A 17,971-nucleotide genomic window follows, 5' to 3' on the forward strand; every position below is an offset into this window, starting at 1 on the left:
CTTGACGTTGCCGACGGCAATGCCACGTTCACCCATGTGGCCTTGCGAGTTCGCTTCATGTGGCGCGGCATCCTTGTTTTCCTCCTGCTGGCGATCTCGACGATCGCCGCCGACGCTCGGCCGCGGCAAATCAACCCAATTCCGTTTTCGCACGAACCGTGCAGCGTTCTCGACGGCAGGCCCTGCACGCCGTCCTATTGCAGCCCGCTCGAGCCTGGTCCCTGTATTCCCGAGATCGACTATCCCTACGGCCAGAACCTCCAGCTCACGATCCAAAGCGTGCCAGCGGAGGCCGATCGTGCCAAATACCAAAAGCCGGATCACGATCTCGATACGATCGGCGATCTCTTCGCCGAACTGCGCACCTGCTGGTCGCCACCATCGGACAATGCGCGCGCGGGCATGCAGATCGCCGTGCGTTTCAGCTTCAACAAGTCGGGCGGCCTGATCGGCCCACCGCGCCTGACCTTTGCGACCGCGGGCGTGCCCGCCGAGACGAAAACGACCTATCTCAATGCAATCAATTCATCGTTGAACGCCTGCCTGCCGCTGAAATTCACCGGCGGTCTTGGCGGTGCCCTCGCCGGGCGGCCGATCGCGATCCGGTATGTCGACAATCGCGAGATCGGCAAGTAGCGCATCAGTTGCGACCGGCGGCCAATCGATGATACGCCATGGGCTGGGCGCTGGTTGAGGGGAGAATCTCGTGGGTCTGCTGGTTATGATCCTGGGGCTTGCGCTGTTTTTCACGGCGCATGTGTTCACGACGAAACGCGAGGCGCGCGCGCAGGCCATCGCGAGACTGGGCGAGGGGACCTACAAAATCCTCTATTCGCTTGCCTCGCTCGCGGGGCTCGCGTTGATCATCTGGGGCTTTGCCCACTACCGCGCGACCGGCTGGATCGACGTGTGGTATCCGCCGAAGGCGCTGAAGCACATCACGCTCGCGCTGATGCTGCCCGCGGTCATCCTGGTGGTTGCGTCCTATCTGCGCGGCCGCATCTATGCGACGCTGAAGCATCCGATGCTGGCCGGCATCAAGCTGTGGGCGGCGGCGCATCTTCTGGCCAATGGCGACCTCGGCTCCATCATCCTGTTCGGCTCCTTCCTCGGCTGGGCGGTGTATGACCGCATCACGCTGAAGCGTCGCACCGATGGTGGCGGTCCGCCGATTCCGGTGGGCGGCGTCACCAACGACCTGATCGCGATCGCGGTCGGAATCGTCGCTTATCTGGCGCTGGCGTTTGCGTTCCATCCGGTCGTGATCGGCGTTCCCGTCATGGGCGGCTAGCTGATCAGCACAAGACAGCACCGCATGCCCATGTGCGGAAGGTGACAAGGTAACAAGAGCAACAAGCCAAGGTCATTCCGATGGACTGGTCGCATTCTCAGATCCCGCTGATGCGGTTCGAGGCGCGTTTCGGCGATCGGGTCGTGCCGGCATTTTGCGATCGGCCGTCGAGCCTGTGGGCGATGATCGCGGACGCCTGCGCCCGCAATCCCGACGGGGAAGCGCTGATCTCAGGCCATGTCCGGCTGAGCTGGCGGCAGGCCGCGGAGCAGGCTGCGCGGATCGCGGCGGGATTTCGCACGCTCGGATTGCAGCGCGGCGATCGCGTCGCAATCCTGCTCGGCAACCGCGTCGAATTCCCGCTGCTTCTATTTGCTGCCGCGCATGAGGGGCTCGTCACGGTGCTGCTCAGCACGCGCCAGCAGAAACCGGAAATCGCCTATGTGCTCGCCGACTGCGGCGCCAAAATCCTGATCCACGAGGCGGCACTCGCGGAGCGGCTACCGGAAGCACTAGACGTGCCCGATGTGATGCACCGTATCGCCGTCGACGACGATCCGGCTCTGTCGGATTTCGCGGTGCTCGTCGACAACGCGCCGGCCCCGGCGCCGGTCGAGACGAGCGAAGAGGACACCGCGATGATCCTCTACACCTCCGGCACGACAGGCAAGCCGAAGGGCGCGATGCTGGCCCATTGCAACATCGTCCATTCCTCGATGATCTTCGTGTCCTGCCTGCAATTGACGGCGGCCGACCGTTCGATCGCGGCGGTGCCGCTCGGCCACGTCACCGGCGTCGTCGCCAACATCACGACGATGGTCTGCTGCGGCGGCGCGCTGATCATCATGCCGGAGTTCAAGGCCGCCGAATATCTCAAGCTCGCCGCGCGCGAGCGCGTCACCTACACGGTGATGGTGCCGGCGATGTACAATCTCTGCCTGCTCCAGCCCGATTTCGAGCGCTATGATCTGTCGAGCTGGCGCATCGGCGGCTTTGGCGGCGCACCGATGCCGGTTGCCACCATCGAGAAGCTCAAGGCCATCATTCCGGGCCTCGAGCTGGCGAATTGCTATGGCGCGACCGAAACAACGTCGCCGTCCACGATCATGCCGGGCAGCTTGACGGCAAGCCATATCGACAGCGTCGGCCTGCCGTGTCCCGGTGCACGCATCCTGGCAATGGACGCGGACGGGCGTGAGCTGCCATCTGGGGAAATCGGCGAGCTCTGGATCCAGAGTGCCTCCGTCATCAAGGGCTACTGGAACAATTCAAAAGCCACGGCCGAAAGTTTCACCAGCGGGTTCTGGCATTCCGGCGATCTCGGCTCGGTCGACGCGGAGGGATTTGTCCGGGTGTTCGACCGGCAGAAGGACATGATCAATCGCGGCGGCCTCAAGATCTATTCGGCCGAGGTCGAATCCGTGCTGGCCGGCCACCCGGCCGTGGTCGAGAGCGCGATCGTCGCCAAGACGTGCCCGGTGCTGGGCGAACGCGTTCACGCCGTGGTGGTGGCGCGCGCACCGGTGGACAGCGAGGCTTTGCGTGCCTGGTGCGCGGAGCGGCTGTCCGACTACAAGGTCCCGGAAACCATGGTGATCACCGCGGAGCCCTTGCCGCGCAACGCCAACGGCAAGGTGCTGAAGCGGCAGCTGCGGGAGCTGTTGGGAAACTGACCCGGGGAGGTGGTCTCGCCGGGCTGTCTCGGGTGGTTAACGCCTTGATCGGGCTCGCTTTGCCTTGCCACCGCCATATCGTTAGGGTACCCCGCCGCCACGTGGGGGACGGGATTCCTGACGCGAACGCTTTGGCGCGCGCACCCGGACGGGCATGGGATTAGCATAAGTGTCTGAATTATTTGACGAAGTCGACGAGGAAGTACGTCGCGAACAGCTCAAGAAGCTGTGGGACAAGTATTCGATTTTGTTCATCGCCCTGATGGTGCTGATCGTCGCCGCCGTGGGTGGGTGGCGCGCTTACCAGTATGTGGAGGCCAAGAAGGCTGCCGAGGCCGGTGCTGCCTTCGAGAAGGCTGCCGAGCTGTCCGAGCAGGACAAGCATGCGGAGGCCGAGGCGGCCTTCACCGAGCTCGCAGCCAAGGCTCCATCAGGCTATCGCACCCTGGCGCGGCTGCGTGCTGCGGCCGAGGCGGCGGCCCGCGATCCCAAGGCAGGCGCCAAGCTGTATGACGACATCGCCGCCGACCGCAGCGTAGGCGGCGAGTGGCAGGATCTGGCAAAGATCCGCGCCGCTGGTCTCTTGCTCGACAGCGCCGGCTATGCCGACATGCAGCAGCGGCTGGAAGCCTCCACGGCGCCCAAATCGACCTTCCGTCATACCGCCCGCGAGATGCTGGCGCTGTCGGCCTGGCGCAATAACGACATGACCGCGGCCCGCAAATGGCTCGACGCGATTGCCGAGGACGGCGAAACGCCGCCGGGCCTGCGCTCGCGCGCCGAGGCGCTGCAGGCCTTGCTGCCGCCCGTAGCGAAGAGCTGAGCCGAGAGCTGAGACGAGATACCAATATGCGCCGTACGCCACGCTTGATCGCAGCCGCCGTCCTGATCGCCTTCACGGGCGTGCTGGGCGGTTGCTCCAGCTTCGATCCGAGCGACATGCTCGACTTCCTCGATACGAAGAAGAAGCTGCCGGGCGACCGCAAGCCGGTGTTCCCGGAAGGCGTGCCGGGCCTCGAGCAGGGCGTTCCGAAGGATATGTACAAGGGCGCGCAGCAACAGCCCGATCCGAACGGACCCGCCGTCGCGGCTCTGCCCACCGAGCCTCCGCCCGAGCCGGCCAAGCCGGCGAAGGGGGCCAAGGCGAAAAAGACCAGGCAGCCGGCCAGCGCGGCCGTTGCGCCGGCTGAGGCGCCCGCCGGCGAAGTCGATGGCGAGGCCCAGCCCGAGGCCGCGCCGCCCGCAGCCACGCCGCCACCCAGGCAGAAGATCGTGCGCAAGCGCACCACCGCGCCGCCGCCCGATCAGCCCGTCCAGCAGGCGCAACCGACCCAGACCACCCAGCAGCAATCGCAGGGCGCCTTCCCGGCACCGATGCCGAGCGGCAGCTTCTCGCGCTAGAGCATGATCCGGAAAAGTGTGAAGCGGTTTTCCGAAAAGATCATGCTCAAACAATTGTCTTCATTTCATTGACAGGCGCGGCTCCGGCAGCGCACGAATGACCCATGTCCTTTAAGATTACCATTATCGGCCGGCCCAATGTCGGCAAGTCGACGCTGTTCAACCGCCTGGTCGGGCAGAAGCTCGCGCTTGTCGATGACCTGCCCGGTGTCACCCGCGACCGCCGCGAGGGCGAGGCCAGGCTAGGCGATCTCGACTTCACGATCATCGACACTGCCGGCCTCGATGAGGGCGCCAAGGGCTCGCTGACCGCTCGCATGCAGGAGCAGACGGAGGCCGCGATCGCACAGGCCGACGCGCTGTTCTTCGTGATCGATGCCCGCATGGGCCTCACGCCCAACGATCGCGCCTTCGCCGATTTCGCCCGCAAGGCCAACAAGCCGGTGCTGCTGGTCGCCAACAAGAGCGAAGGCAAGCATGGCGATGCCGGCGCGATGGAGGCTTTCGCACTCGGCCTCGGCGATCCCATCCAGATCTCGGCCGAGCACGGCGAGGGCATGGGCGAGCTCTATGACGCTCTGCGCCCATTGATGCCGGAGCCGGTGGAGGAGGACGAGTTCGAAGACGACGAGCCGCTGACGGAGGAAGAGGCCGCCACGCGTCCGATCCGGGTTGCGATTGTCGGCCGACCCAACGCCGGCAAGTCGACGATGATCAATCATCTGCTCGGCGAGGAGCGCCTGCTGACGAGCCCCGAGGCCGGCACCACGCGCGATTCCATCGCGGTCGAGATCAACTGGAAGGGCCGCGAGTTTCGCGTGTTCGACACCGCAGGTCTGCGCCGGCGCTCGCGGATCGAGGAGAAGCTCGAGAAGCTCTCGGTCGCCGACGCACTGCGCGCCGTGCGCTTTGCCGAAGTCGTCGTGATGATGATGGATGCGCAGAACCGTTTCGAGGAGCAGGATCTCCGCATCGCCGACCTGATCGAGCGCGAGGGTCGCGCCGTCGTGCTCGCCGTCAACAAATGGGACCTGATGGAGAGCAAGGGTGGCGGCGCGATCTCGAACCTGCGCCGCGATGCCGATCATCTGCTGCCGCAGATCAAGGGCGTGCCGATCGTCGCCGTCTCCGGCTTGATGGGCGAGGGCATCGATCGATTGATGCAGGCGATCCAGGATGCCTATGCGCTTTGGAACAGGCGCGTGTCGACCGCGGCGCTGAATCGCTGGTTCGAGGAGGCGGTCCAGGCCAATCCGCCGCCGGCCGTGTCCGGCCGCAGGCTCAAGCTGAACTACATCACCCAGACCAAGGCCCGCCCGCCAAGCTTCGTGCTGTTCTGCTCGCGTGCGGACGCGGTGCCGCAGTCGTATCTGCGATATCTCACCAATTCGCTGCGTGAGGCCTTCGAGCTGCCGGGCACACCGGTGCGCATCACCCTGCGCGAAAAGGCCAATCCGTTCGCCCACAAGCGCAAGCGGCCGTCGTGAGTAACGAGGCCGGCGAGGCGATGGCGCAGGGCGCTGCGCCAGTCCGGCGCGGCGCGGTCGCCTTCATCTTCGTCACCATCCTGCTCGACATGCTCGCGCTCGGCGTGATCATGCCGATCCTGCCAAAACTGATCGAGAGCTTCGTCGACAACGACACGGCGCATGCGGCCCGCATCTTCGGCCTGTTCGGGACGGCCTGGGCGCTGATGCAGTTCGTGTTTTCGCCGGTGCTCGGCGCGCTGTCGGATCGGTTCGGGCGGCGGCCCGTTGTGCTGCTGTCGAATTTCGGGCTCGCGGCCGATTATGTGCTGATGGCGCTGGCGCCGTCGCTGGTCTGGCTGTTCGTCGGCCGCGTCATCTCGGGCATCACCTCGGCCAGCATCTCGACTGCCTTTGCCTATATTGCCGACATCACGCCGCCGGAGCGGCGCGCGGCGGTGTTCGGCCGGATCGGCGCTGCCTTCGGCGCCGGCTTCGTGCTGGGCCCGGCGCTGGGCGGTCTGCTCGGCGATATCGATCCGCGCCTGCCGTTCTGGGCCTCGGCGGCCCTAAGCTTGGCCAATGCGCTCTATGGGCTCTTTGTCCTGCCGGAATCGCTGGCGCCGGACAAGCGCGCGCCGTTCCGCTGGAGGAGCGCCAATCCGCTCGGAGCGCTCCGCCTGCTGCGTTCCAACGCGGTGCTCGCTGCGCTGTCTGTTGTTAACTTCATCGCGCAGGTCGCGCATGTCGTGCTTCCCTCGACCTTCGTGCTCTATGCCACCTATCGCTACGGCTGGGATTCGAAAACGGTGGGGTTGACGCTGGCGATGGTCGGCATCTGCGCCATGGTGGTGCAGGGGCTCGCGATCGGGCCGATCGTGCGCGTGCTCGGCGAGCGAAACGCCTTGTTGATGGGCTTGTGCTGTGGCGCGATCGGCTTCGTGATCTTCGGCGCGGCCCCGACCGGGCCGCTGTTCTGGATCGGCATTCCCGTGATGTCGCTGTGGGGCATTTCGGGCGCCGCCATGCAATCGCTGATGACGCGGCTGGTCGCGCCCGATCAGCAGGGCCAGTTGCAGGGCGCGACCGCGAGCGTGCAGAGCGTGTCGCAGCTCGTCGGCCCGTTCCTGTTCACGCTGACGTTTTCATATTTCATCGGCGCCAGCGCGCCGTGGCAGCTGCCCGGCGCGCCGTTCCTGCTCGCGGCGGTGCTGATGGTGGCGTGCGTGGCGATCGCGGTGCGGGCGCTGGGCGCGGCGAAGAGCGCCTGACGTGTCCGTCGTGGCCGGGCTTGTCCCCGGCGATCCACGTCCTTTGTCCGGGCTCAAAACGTGGATGCCCGGGACAAGCCCGGGCATGACGTCGTTGGGAACTTGCCTGAGCGCTACGCCCTTACTTCTTCACCAGCGGGCACTCGCTGTCCTTGAGCGGCTTGGCCGCGTCTTCCGCCGCGATCGTGGCGATCTGCTTGTAGTAGTCCCACGGTCCCTTCGATTCTTCGGGCTTCTTCACCTCGAACAGATAGGCCGGGATGAGACGACGCCCGTCCGCGCGCAGCGGACCCTTGCCGAACAGCGGATCGTCGGTCGGAAGCTCCTTCATCTTGGCGACGACCTTGGCACCGTCATGCGGGTTGCCGCCGAGCGCGTCCATCGCCTTGAGATAATGCAGCACCATCGCGTAATTGCCGGCCTGCGTCATGGAGGGCATCGCATTCTTGTTGGCCAGCGCCGAGAAGCGCTTCGACCAGGCGCGGGTCTGGTCGTTCATGTCCCAGTAGAAGGATTCCGTGAAGGTCAGGCCCTGGGCGGTCTTCAGACCCAGCGAATGCACGTCATTGATGAACAGCAGCAGCGCCGCGAGCTTCTGCCCGCCCTGTACAATGCCGAACTCGGCGGCCTGCTTGATCGCGTTGGTGGTGTCGCCGCCGGCGTTGGCGAGACCGACGATCTTCGCTTTCGACGACTGGGCCTGCAGCAGGAAGGAGGAGAAGTCGGCCGTGTTGAGCGGATGCTTGACGCCTCCGAGCACCTTGCCGCCGTTGGCGGTGACGACGGCGCTGGTATCGCGCTCCAACGCATGCCCGAACGCGTAGTCGGCGGTGAGGAAGAACCAGCTGTCGCCGCCGGCCTTGGTCAACGCCTTGCCGGTACCGTTGGCGAGCATGTAGGTGTCGTAGGTATAGGAGATCGTGTTCGGTGTGCAGGCCTTACCCGTGAGGTCCGCGGTGGCGGCGCCCGAATTGAGCAGGACCGCATTCTTCTCCTTGACGAGGTTGCTCACCGCGAGCGCCACGCCGGAGCTCGGCGTGTCCGCGATCGCATCGACCTTGTCGTTGTCGATCCACTGCCGGGCAATGTTGACGCCGACGTCCGGCTTGTTCTGATGGTCGCCGCTGATGACGTCGATCTTCCAGCCCTTCTTGAGCAGGCCGGAATCCTCGACCGCCATCTTGATCGCGACCACGGAGTTCGGGCCGCCGATGTCGGCGTAGAGGCTGGACATGTCGTTGAGCACGCCGATCTTGACGGTCTTGTCCTGGGCGAAGGCGGATGTGGCAAAACCGAAGGCGGCACAGGCCAGAAGGGCCGCAGAGCGGCGCGCGAACGTCGTCGTCATAAAAGATTTCCTCCATTGTCAAACATGCGGACGGCTCTCTTGAACGGAGCCTTGTTCCGGCTGATGGCTCTACCGTGTCCCACGGCCGGCGGCAATGCGCCTAAAGCCGGATGACGCTGCGTCGCAGCGTCATCCCTCCGTTAACTTTTGGGCAAAATGCGTCGAGACGCTATTTCAGCGCGTCCGATGTCAGCTTGAATTTCTGGATGCGCTTTCCGGTGTCGACCTCGGCGGTATAGACGTTACCATTGGCGTCGATCGCCATGGCATGCACCCAGTGGAATTGTCCGGCGTTGCGGCCGCTGTGCCCAAAGCTTCCGACCACGCTGCCGTCGTCTCGCCTGATGACCCTGATCTCGTTGTTCTCGCCGTCAGCGCTGAGCAGCCAGGTCTGCTTCGGATCGGGCCAGATCGCGATGTCCCACACGGCGCCGTTGCCGAGCGTGTTCTTCTCGAAGAAGAACTCCTTCACGAAGGTGCCGTCCGTCTTGAAGACCTGGATGCGGTTGTTGATGCGGTCGCAGACGTAGACGAGCCCGTCATTGGCGAGCTTCACGCAATGGACGGGATTGCCGAACTGCTGGGACACCGGCGCCTTGGGATCATACGCCGCCTGCTTGGCGTCGTCGGGCTTGTTGCCGTAGGCGCCCCAGTGCCGCTTGTAGGCGAGCGTGGTCGCGTCGAACACGATGACGCGGCGGTTGCCATAGCCGTCGGCGACGTAGATTTCGTTGGCGGCCTTGTCGATCGCGGTCTCGGCGGGCTTGCCGAGCTGCGCCGTGTCGTTGCTGCCGAGGCTCGGCGCGATCTTGCCGATCTGGGCGACGAACTTGCCGTCGAGCGTGAATTTCAGGATCGCGTTGTCGTTGTCGGCATTGCCGCCGACCCAGACGAAGCCGCGCTCGTCGACCTCGATGCCGTGCTCGCGGCCGACCCATTCATAGCCTTCGCCCGCGCCGCCCCACGATCGCAGCAGATTGCCGTCGCTGTCGAATTCGAGCACGGGCGGTGCCGAGACGCAGCATTTCGAACGCGGCGGGGTGAGGCTCGCGCCTTTCTCGTCGTCGGTGAGCGAGCGCGGCCGATGGATCACCCAGATGTGGCCCTGCCAGTCGACGGTGATGCCGCCGACCTGGCCGAGGATCCAGTTGTTCGGCAACGGCTTTGGCCAGGACGCATCGACCGCGAAGGTCGGGACATCGCCGGCGGTCGCCGTGCCCGGAAGCGCAAACGCGACGGCCGCGATCAGGACAGAGAGGACGCGAGAGACATTTGCGAGCGCATGCGTAGAGCCTGCGCGATTCCGCCATGGCGCCATGGCAACCTCCCTTTTTTGGCCTGCAGCTTGCTGCCGCTTGAGCGCGGGCAGTCAATCGCGGGGAGGCCGTCGAGTCAATCAGGCCGGCGAGCGGAAGCTCATCAGGCTGCGGGTCTTGTAGTCGTAGAACTTGCCGGTCTCGGTCCAATCGGGTGCGCACATCGGCACGATGAATTCGGCAACCTGCTCGGCTGTATCGAGCGTCGCCGGATCCTCACCCGGCATCAGCGTGGCGCGCATGCGGGTGCGGACGGGGCCGGGATTGAACAAATTGACGCGCAGCTTGGTGTTCGCGGTCTCCTGCGCCCAGGCGCGCGCCAGCGTCTCCAGCGCCGCCTTGGAGGCGGCGTAGGGGCTGACATAGGCGGTCGCCTTGTTGGCCGCGCCGGAAGTGACGAACACAGCGCGGCCGGCGTCGGACTGCTTCAGCAGCGGCTCCATGCAGCGGATCAGCTGGAAGTTCGCGGAGACGTTGACCGCCATCACGTCGGTGAAGGCCTTCAGCTCGATATGGCCGATCGGCGAGGAGGGGCCGAGCACGCCGGCATTGCCGACCAGGATGTCGAGCTTGCCGTAGCGTTCGTGCAGGCCGGCGCCGAGCCGCGCGATGCCGTCGGAATCGGTGAGGTTGAGCGGCACCAGCGTGGCGGTGCCGCCGTCCTTGCGGATCTCGTCGTCGAGCTCTTCCAGCCCGCCCTGCGTGCGCGCCACGGCGACGATATGCGCGCCGGCCTTGGCCAGCGCCTTGGCGGTGGCGAAGCCGATGCCACGCGAGGCGCCGGTGACGAGAGCGATGCGGTTGGCGAGGGGATTTGTCATTGAAAGGTTCTATCCAGCGTCGTCCTGGCGAAAGCCAGGATCCATACGCCGTGACGTTTATGGCTAGGGAAGATGATTGTCACACCTTCTTCGAACCAGAGAGGACTGTGGTAATGGGTCCTGGCCCCCGTGCGCAATTGCGCACTAGGCCAGGGAGACGGCCTCAGCTCGCCTCCGCCAGCAGCGACAATTGCCGCGGCTGCTGCTCGGTCTGGGTCTGGTCGGTGAGGTGGGTCGGATAGGCCCCGGTGAAGCAATGATCCGAGAATTTCGGATTGGCGGGGTCGCGGCCCGGCTCGCCCATGGCGCGGTACATGCCGTCGATCGACAGGAAGGCGAGCGAGTCGGCGCCGATGATCTCGCGCATCTCTTCGAGCGAATGCGTCGCCGCAAGAAGACCACCGCGGTCCGGCAGGTCGATGCCGTAATAGTCGGGATAGAGGATCGGCGGCGAGGCGAGGCGGAAGTGCACTTCCTTGGCGCCGGCATCGCGCATCATGCGCACGATCTTCTTCGAGGTGGTTCCGCGCACCAGTGAATCGTCGATCAGGATGATGCGCTTGCCTTCGATCGCGGCGCGGTTGGCCGAATGCTTCATGCGGACGCCGGATTCGCGGATCGCCTGCGTCGGCTGGATGAAGGTGCGGCCGACATAGTGGTTGCGGATGATGCCGAGCTCGAACGGCACGCCGGAATGCTGGCTGTAGCCGACCGCGGCGGGCACGCCGGAATCCGGCACCGGCACCACGACGTCGACCGGCACGTGGCTCTCCTTGGCGAGCTGCGCGCCGAAAGCCTTGCGCACCTCATAGACGGAGCGGCCGTGGACGATGGAATCTGGACGTGAGAAGTAGATGTATTCGAAGATGCAGGGCCGCGGCGCAATCGGTGGGAACGGCTTGTGAATGTCCTGGCCGCTCTCGTCGAACACGATGACTTCACCGGGTTCGATGTCGCGCACGAAGCGCGCGCCGATGATGTCGAGGGCGCAGGTCTCGGACGTCAGGATCGGACAGCCGTCGAGATCGCCAAGCACCAGCGGACGGATGCCGCGCGGGTCGCGCGCGCCGACCAGCTTTTTGTTGGTCAGCGAGACCAGCGCATAGGCGCCCTCGATCTCGCGTAGCGCGTCGACATAGCGCTCAATGAAGCGGCTGCGCCTGGAGCGCGCGACCAAATGCAGGATCACTTCGGTGTCGGTGGTCGACTGCATCATCGCGCCGCTCTTCACGAGCTCGCGGCGCAATGTCAGGCCGTTGGTGAGATTGCCGTTGTGGGCGACAGCAAGGCCGCCGGCATTCAGTTCGGCGAACAGCGGCTGCACGTTGCGCAGGATGGTGGCGCCGGTGGTGGAATAGCGGACATGGCCGACTGCCATTGTGCCGGGGAGGCGGTCGATCACCTCGCGGCGGGAGAAGGTGTCACCGACGAGGCCGAGGCGGCGTTCGGAATGAAAGCGACCGCCGTCATAGGAGACGATGCCGGCTGCTTCCTGACCACGGTGCTGAAGGGCGTGGAGGCCGAGCGCCGTGATGGCGGCGGCATTGGGGTGGCCGTAGATGCCGAAGACGCCGCATTCCTCGCGCAGCGTATCCCCCTCCAGATCGTCTTGAAGTTCCAGCGCGGCCGGGCCGAGATCAAGTAGGGCGTCCTGGTCAGGATTTCGCATCTCGTCCGAGCCTCTCGTTAGGGCTTAGTCATCGCGCCGCGGGTTTCTCGATCAGCTTTTTAAGGCTGTCACGAGCCGGTTTGCTGTATCCGTCGCCACTGCCCGAAGGCTGCTGCTCGGAATCAGTTTGCTCTTCATCTGGTTTGTTTTTCTTGAATCTCTTCAAGATGGTGTTCTCGGGGTCGTCAGGCAAGAGGGCCATCAGCCAATCCCCGGTTCCCTGCAGCACCACGCGGGATTTGGCCCCTGTGACCCAATCCGGGCGCTGCTTGTCGGGCACCAGCCAGGTGAAGAACAGGAAGGCGACCACGACGATCAAAAGCCCGCGCGCCAACCCGAACAGAAAGCCGAGGGTGCGGTCCAGCGCGCCGATGCGCGAATCCAGGATCATGTCGGAGATCCGGACTGTGATCACGGAGACCACGACCAAGGTGCCCACGAACACGCCGGCGACCACGACCACGCTCGCGACGGTGTCGTTGTTGAAATAGGTCTTTGCGGTCGGCAGCAGCTTCGAGAACGAATAAAGGGTGACGATCGCCGCCGTGCCCCAGGCCGCGATCGACAGGATTTCGCGCATGAAGCCGCGAACCATGGCGAGCAGGCCCGAAATCAGCATCACACCGAGCAGGATCAGGTCGAGGATGGTTACTGGCATCGGCTGGTCTGGTCCGCTCGTACTTCAAGGTGCTCAGCGAATCGGTGTTTGGCCGCCCGCCCTAAGTGAGGGCCAGACGACGTTCCCGGCAAGGCCGCAACCACGCAATCCCATGCTGCTTTTGTGACGGCTGTATAGCGGCGGGGGCGGGGGACGTCACCACCGGCTAACCCTCTCCACGGCGGAATCTTGCCGGTGTGGCATTTTTCTCTGCCGGAGCGCTCGAGTCGCCCCGCCGGGAGCCGCGCGCGGCGATCTCGGCGACCAGCGTCGTCAGGCTGTTGATCGCGTTCAGCGACAGGCCGGCGTCGCCGCCGGCTTCGCCCCGGGCCGATTCGGGCAGCACGGCACGCAGAAAGCCGAGTTTTGCCGCTTCTTTCAGCCGGGCCGGGGTCTGCGCCACCGGGCGCACCACGCCGGACAGCGAGATCTCGCCGAAATAGACCGCATCGGTGGGTAACTGCGCATTAACCAGGGAGGACACCAGCGCCGCCGCGGCGGCCAGATCAGCCGCGGGCTCGTGGATGCGCAGGCCGCCGGCGACGTTCAGATAGACGTCGTGGCCGGACAGCTTGACCCCGCAATGGGCTTCCAGCACCGCCAGCACCATCGAAAGCCGGCTCGGATCCCAACCGACCACGGCCCGTCGCGGGGTGCCGAGCGAGGTCGGCGCCACCAGCGCCTGCAATTCGACCAGAACGGGCCTTGTGCCTTCGATGCCCGCGAAGACTGCGGTGCCGGGCGTGCCGAGATCGCGCTCCGACAAAAACAGCTCGGAGGGATTGGTGACTTCGCGCAGGCCAAGCCCGGTCATCTCGAACACGCCGATCTCGTCGGTCGGCCCGAAACGATTCTTCACGGCGCGCAGGATGCGGAATTGCTGCGAGCCTTCGCCCTCGAACGACAGCACCGCATCGACCATGTGCTCGACCACGCGAGGGCCTGCGATCTGGCCGTCCTTGGTGACGTGGCCAACCAGGATGATGGCCGCGCCGGTCCTTTTGGCAAAACGAATCAGGGCCTGTGCCGAGGCGCGCACCTGGGTGACCGTGCCGGGCGCCGATTCCACCGTGTCGGTCCACATGGTCTGGATCGAATCGATCACGATCAGCCGGGGCACCGCGCCCTCGGACAGCGTCGATACGATGTCTTCGACCGACGTCTCGGCGGCGAGCTGCACCGGCGCATCCGACAGCCCGAGCCGCTCCGCGCGCAACCGCACTTGTGCGACCGCCTCTTCGCCGGAGATGTAGACGACGCGGTGTCCGGCGCGCGCGAGCAGGCTTGTGGCCTGCGTCAGCAGCGTCGACTTGCCGATGCCGGGATCGCCGCCGACCAGAAGCACTGAGCCGCGCACGAATCCGCCGCCGGTCACGCGATCGAGCTCCGTCATGCCCGAGGACAGGCGCGGGGCGTCCTGGGTTTTTCCGGACAGGCTCTCCAGCGCGAACGTCCGCCCCTTGCGCTTGGAGCGGATCGACACCGGCACGCTGCCGGTCGTGTCCTCCTCCGCGAGCGTATTCCACTCGCCGCAGGACTCGCACTTGCCCTGCCAGCGGTTATAGGCCGCGCCGCAGTTCTGGCAGACGAAGGAAAGTGTGTTCTTGGCCATGGGGACAGCGAGTCCGGGGGATAGCGAGTCGGGGGTTTCAGGTTTGCTGATAGCACGGAATGACGGGTTGAGAGCGTGAGTCCGAGCGGACCGCATATCGCAGTTCGGCACGCCTGATACACCCTTTGTTAGCTCTATGCCGCCGCAACAGGCCGGACTTTGCCAAATGTTAGCGGACGCGGGTCCAGTTTCGGAACCAATACGGGATGGCGAAACGAATGACCGGACTTTTGCGGATATTGCTGGCTTTCGGCATCACCTGCGGCGCTCTGATGCCGTCTGGCGGCGCTGTTGCGGCCGATGCGAAGCGTCTCAACGTCGTCTTCGTCAACCCGGGCAAGACCGGTGAGGTCTATTGGGACATGGTTTCGCTGACCATGCAGGCCGCCGGCCGCAAGCTCGGCGCGCATGTCGAGGTGCTGACCAGCGAGCGCAATTACCGCATCATGCAGGAGCTCGGGTTCGGCGTGGTGGCACGCAGCGACAAGCCCGACTTTCTCATTCTCTCGAACGAGGAATCGGCCGCCGTCCCGATCATGGAGGCAGCCGAGGCCACCGGGATCAGGACGCTGCTACTCTCGAACACGCTGATCGGTGACGATGCGGCGCGTCTTGGACCGCCGCGTCAAAAGCTCAAGACCTGGCTCGGCGACATCACGACGGATCTTCAGACCGCGGGCGCGCGGATGGCCAATGCCCTGATCGACGCGGCGCGTGCCGAGAAATGGCAGAGCCCGGACGGCAAGATCCACATTCTCGGCATCGGTGGCGACGAGATCACGCCGGCCTCGATCGCCCGCAACGCGGGTCTCAAGCTCGCGGTGGACGCCGCGCCCGACGTCGTGGTGGATCGGATGCTGTTCGCCAACTGGACGCAGTCGGAGGCCGAGCATGTCACCACGAATTATCTGAGCTGGGCCACGCGCAAGGAGATCCGGCCTGCGGGCATATGGGCCGGAAACGATCCGATGGCGCTGGGAGCGCTTCGCGCAGTGAGCGCTGCCGGCCTCACGCCCGGGCGGAACATCCAATTGGTCGGCCTCAACTGGTCGGAGGATGCGCTGCGCGAGATCAAGGCGGGCCGTCTGCTCTTGACCGACGGCGGGCATTTCCTGCTTGGCGGCTGGTCGATCGTTCTCTTGCGCGACTACGCTGATGGCTGCGATTTCGGGGCCCTATCACCCCGCGTCGAGGTCAAGACGTCCGCGATCACGCGCGACAACCTCGCTGCGGTCGGCGACCTCATCACCACGCGCGCCTTCGACCGGATCGATTTCGCGCGTTTCAGGGCCAAGGCAGGGCGCTGCGGCCAGTACGACTTCTCCGTCGATGCGCTGATCTCGTCGCTGACCCCTGTGGAAGGCGCTGCCGACTGATGCGAAACGGCGACGACATGACCGATCCGGATCGCAAGCAGCAGGCGGCGCCGCCGCGCTTGCGCTCGGTCGTCCGTGCGATGATCTGGGCGACAGTACCTGTTCTGTTGCTGGTTCAATTGCTCGCCTCCGCCGGCGTCGAGGCCTCGAGCTTCTGGTCGCAGATTAGGCAGCTCGACGCCCGCATTGCCCGCGTCGCCGAGAGCCGCGCCGAACTGATCGCCGAACCGCTCTGGAAGATGCGTTACGACCAGGTCACGAGCGTGCTCAACGAGATCATGCACGACGAGAGCATCGCCGCGGCGGCCGTTTACGACGATACCGGAATCGCGATTGCCCGCGTGGTGGCGCGCCCGGCGGGACAGGCGGTCGCGGAGATCTCGCGTCCGATCAACTACAGCAACGGCAACATGGCGGTCCAGGCCGGCCGCATCGCGATCGTATATTCGCAAGCGGCGCTCTACGCAGACACGGGCAGCCGGCTGGTGCTGCTGCTGGTCGTCGGCCTGTTGGCAACGTTTGCGACCCTGATCGCCATGCGGATCTCCGCCAACCTCTTCATCGGCAGGCCGCTGGCGGCGATGATGTCCGCGATCCAGCGCAGCAAGCAGGACGGCCGCGCCTATCCGGCGGAAGTCAAATCCTCGAACGAGTTCGGTCAGCTCGCGCATGCATTCAATGCCATGCAGCACACGACGTCAGGTGCGCTCGACCGACTCGGGCACATGGCCGCGCACGATCCGCTCACGGGGCTGCCCAATCGCCGCTCGCTCTCCGAGCACCTCGTGACCCTGAGTCACGATGCCGGCTCGCCGGACGCGCTGATCGCGCTCTGCTTCATCGATCTCGACGACTTCAAGGGCATCAACGACACTTTTGGCCATGATTCCGGCGACAAGTTCCTGGTGCACATTTCCGAGCGCCTCCGTGGTGCGGTCGAACCGCAAGATTGGGTGGCCCGGCTCGGCGGCGATGAATTCGTCGTCATTCGCCCCGAGGTCAGCAACGAGGAGACCGCGCAGAAGTTTTCGCGCCACTTGCTGGATGCGATTTCCGAGCCGATCCGGCTTCACGACAAGCGGGTGGTGCCGCGTGCCAGCATCGGCCTTGCCGTGCGCCGTGCCGGAGATCCCGAGCTTTCGCACCTGCCGGCGCTCGCCGACATCGCGCTCTACCATGCCAAGAGCAAGGCGCCCGGCACGGTCGCGGTGCTCGACGAAGCGCTTCAACGCGACTATCGCCGCCGCCGGGAGCTCGAACTTGCCATTCCCACAGGCTTCGACGAGAGGCAATTCGAGGTCTGGTATCAAAGCCAGGTCGATCTCGAAAGCCACGACATCGTCGGCCTGGAAGCGCTGATCCGCTGGCGCCATCCGGAGCATGGCGTGATCGGTCCGGGCGAATTCTTGCCGCTGATCGAGCGCAGCGGCAACAATGCGCGGCTGACGCGCTATGTGCTCACCGACGCCTGCCGCGCGCTGCAACATCTGGCTGCGGCCGGCAGGCCGCATATCCGGATCGCGATCAATCTGCCGCCGTCCGAGCTCGCCGACCATTCGTTCGCCGCCGAGCTGCGGGCGACCTGCGCGCGCTTCGACGTCGCGGCATCATTGCTGGAACTCGAGATCACCGAGGGATCGCTGATCAACAACATGGCCAGCGCATCCGAGACGCTGCACCGGCTGCGGCGCCTGGGTGCCACCATCGCGCTCGACGATTTCGGCACTGGCTACAGCTCGCTCGCCCATCTCAGGCGGTTTCCGCTGGACAAGGTCAAGATCGACAAGGCGTTCATCAGCGAGATCCCCGATAGTGCGGAAGACAAGGCGATTGTTGGCGTCATCGCATCGCTCGCCGGTACGCTGGGCCTCACTTTGGTGGCGGAAGGCATCGAGCGCGCCGAGCAGGCCCAGGCCATGCGCGAGATGGGCGTGAGGTTCGGGCAGGGCTTTCTCTATCATCGGCCGCAGCCACTCGAGGCCGTGTTGCTATGGCTCGAGGGACAGCGGGCTCACCAGAGCCGCGTCATCGAGGATAGCCCGTCGATCGCGCCCGAGTTCGCGGTCTGA

General features: G+C 65.2%; 15 protein-coding genes. 9 read left to right on the forward strand and 6 right to left on the reverse strand.

The features are described from left to right. Positions 1 to 57: 57 nt before the first annotated feature. The 7 genes from AC0L3C_RS16805 (at position 58) to AC0L3C_RS16835 (ending at position 7,102) form a co-directional block, all read left to right on the forward strand. Positions 58 to 636 carry a hypothetical protein gene (locus AC0L3C_RS16805; RefSeq protein WP_473408523.1) on the forward strand — a complete coding sequence of 193 codons (579 nt, stop codon included), beginning with the start codon at positions 58 to 60 and terminating at the stop codon, positions 634 to 636. A gap of 70 nt (positions 637 to 706) precedes the next feature. Continuing rightward, positions 707 to 1,291 (forward strand): NnrU family protein, encoded by a 585-nt coding sequence (locus AC0L3C_RS16810; protein WP_473257271.1) that lies wholly within the window; start codon positions 707 to 709, stop codon positions 1,289 to 1,291. Positions 1,292 to 1,371: 80 nt separating this feature from the next. Beyond that, a complete protein-coding gene (locus tag AC0L3C_RS16815; RefSeq protein ID WP_473408503.1) occupies positions 1,372 to 2,964 on the forward strand; it encodes a class I adenylate-forming enzyme family protein in 1,593 nt (530 codons plus the stop codon). 169 nt (positions 2,965 to 3,133) lie between these two features. After that, positions 3,134 to 3,787: a tetratricopeptide repeat protein gene (locus AC0L3C_RS16820; protein WP_247360562.1), complete on the forward strand. Its 654-nt coding sequence runs from the start codon at positions 3,134 to 3,136 to the stop codon at positions 3,785 to 3,787. Positions 3,788 to 3,813: 26 nt separating this feature from the next. After that, on the forward strand, positions 3,814 to 4,365 hold the full coding sequence (locus tag AC0L3C_RS16825; RefSeq protein ID WP_473280879.1) for a hypothetical protein: 552 nt from the start codon (positions 3,814 to 3,816) through the stop codon (positions 4,363 to 4,365). 104 nt (positions 4,366 to 4,469) lie between these two features. Next, positions 4,470 to 5,852: a ribosome biogenesis GTPase Der gene (gene der, locus AC0L3C_RS16830; protein WP_473408504.1), complete on the forward strand. Its 1,383-nt coding sequence runs from the start codon at positions 4,470 to 4,472 to the stop codon at positions 5,850 to 5,852. After that, the gene (locus tag AC0L3C_RS16835) at positions 5,849 to 7,102 is read left to right on the forward strand and encodes a TCR/Tet family MFS transporter (RefSeq protein ID WP_473408505.1); all 1,254 of its coding nucleotides are present in this window, start codon (positions 5,849 to 5,851) and stop codon (positions 7,100 to 7,102) included. The genes der and AC0L3C_RS16835 overlap by 4 nt, the downstream gene beginning before the upstream one ends. A 121-nt stretch (positions 7,103 to 7,223) precedes the next feature. Here the strand turns inward: AC0L3C_RS16835 and AC0L3C_RS16840 are convergent, their stop codons facing one another. The 6 genes from AC0L3C_RS16840 to radA form a co-directional block, all read right to left on the reverse strand. Beyond that, positions 7,224 to 8,450 (reverse strand): ABC transporter substrate-binding protein, encoded by a 1,227-nt coding sequence (locus tag AC0L3C_RS16840; RefSeq protein ID WP_007609280.1) that lies wholly within the window; start codon positions 8,448 to 8,450, stop codon positions 7,224 to 7,226. A gap of 169 nt (positions 8,451 to 8,619) precedes the next feature. Continuing rightward, on the reverse strand, positions 8,620 to 9,768 hold the full coding sequence (locus AC0L3C_RS16845) for an NHL repeat-containing protein (protein ID WP_473408506.1): 1,149 nt from the start codon (positions 9,766 to 9,768) through the stop codon (positions 8,620 to 8,622). A 78-nt stretch (positions 9,769 to 9,846) separates the two neighbouring features. Continuing rightward, positions 9,847 to 10,587, reverse strand: a complete 741-nt coding sequence (locus tag AC0L3C_RS16850; RefSeq protein ID WP_473253481.1) for an SDR family NAD(P)-dependent oxidoreductase — start codon at positions 10,585 to 10,587, stop codon at positions 9,847 to 9,849. Positions 10,588 to 10,750: 163 nt separating this feature from the next. Continuing rightward, on the reverse strand, positions 10,751 to 12,256 hold the full coding sequence (gene purF, locus AC0L3C_RS16855; protein WP_219683207.1) for an amidophosphoribosyltransferase: 1,506 nt from the start codon (positions 12,254 to 12,256) through the stop codon (positions 10,751 to 10,753). A gap of 28 nt (positions 12,257 to 12,284) precedes the next feature. Then, positions 12,285 to 12,914 carry a CvpA family protein gene (locus AC0L3C_RS16860; RefSeq protein WP_007592055.1) on the reverse strand — a complete coding sequence of 210 codons (630 nt, stop codon included), beginning with the start codon at positions 12,912 to 12,914 and terminating at the stop codon, positions 12,285 to 12,287. A 166-nt stretch (positions 12,915 to 13,080) separates the two neighbouring features. Then, the gene (gene radA, locus AC0L3C_RS16865; RefSeq protein WP_473257257.1) at positions 13,081 to 14,526 is read right to left on the reverse strand and encodes a DNA repair protein RadA; all 1,446 of its coding nucleotides are present in this window, start codon (positions 14,524 to 14,526) and stop codon (positions 13,081 to 13,083) included. Positions 14,527 to 14,744: 218 nt separating this feature from the next. Here radA and AC0L3C_RS16870 point away from each other — a divergent pair, with 218 nt between their 5' ends. Continuing rightward, positions 14,745 to 15,902, forward strand: coding sequence for an ABC transporter substrate-binding protein (locus AC0L3C_RS16870; protein WP_473408507.1), 1,158 nt, complete (start codon positions 14,745 to 14,747; stop codon positions 15,900 to 15,902). Then, a complete protein-coding gene (locus AC0L3C_RS16875) occupies positions 15,902 to 17,971 on the forward strand; it encodes a putative bifunctional diguanylate cyclase/phosphodiesterase (protein ID WP_473257253.1) in 2,070 nt (689 codons plus the stop codon). The genes AC0L3C_RS16870 and AC0L3C_RS16875 overlap by 1 nt, the downstream gene beginning before the upstream one ends.

The sequence above is a fragment of the Bradyrhizobium sp. WSM4872 genome (assembly GCF_055811715.1).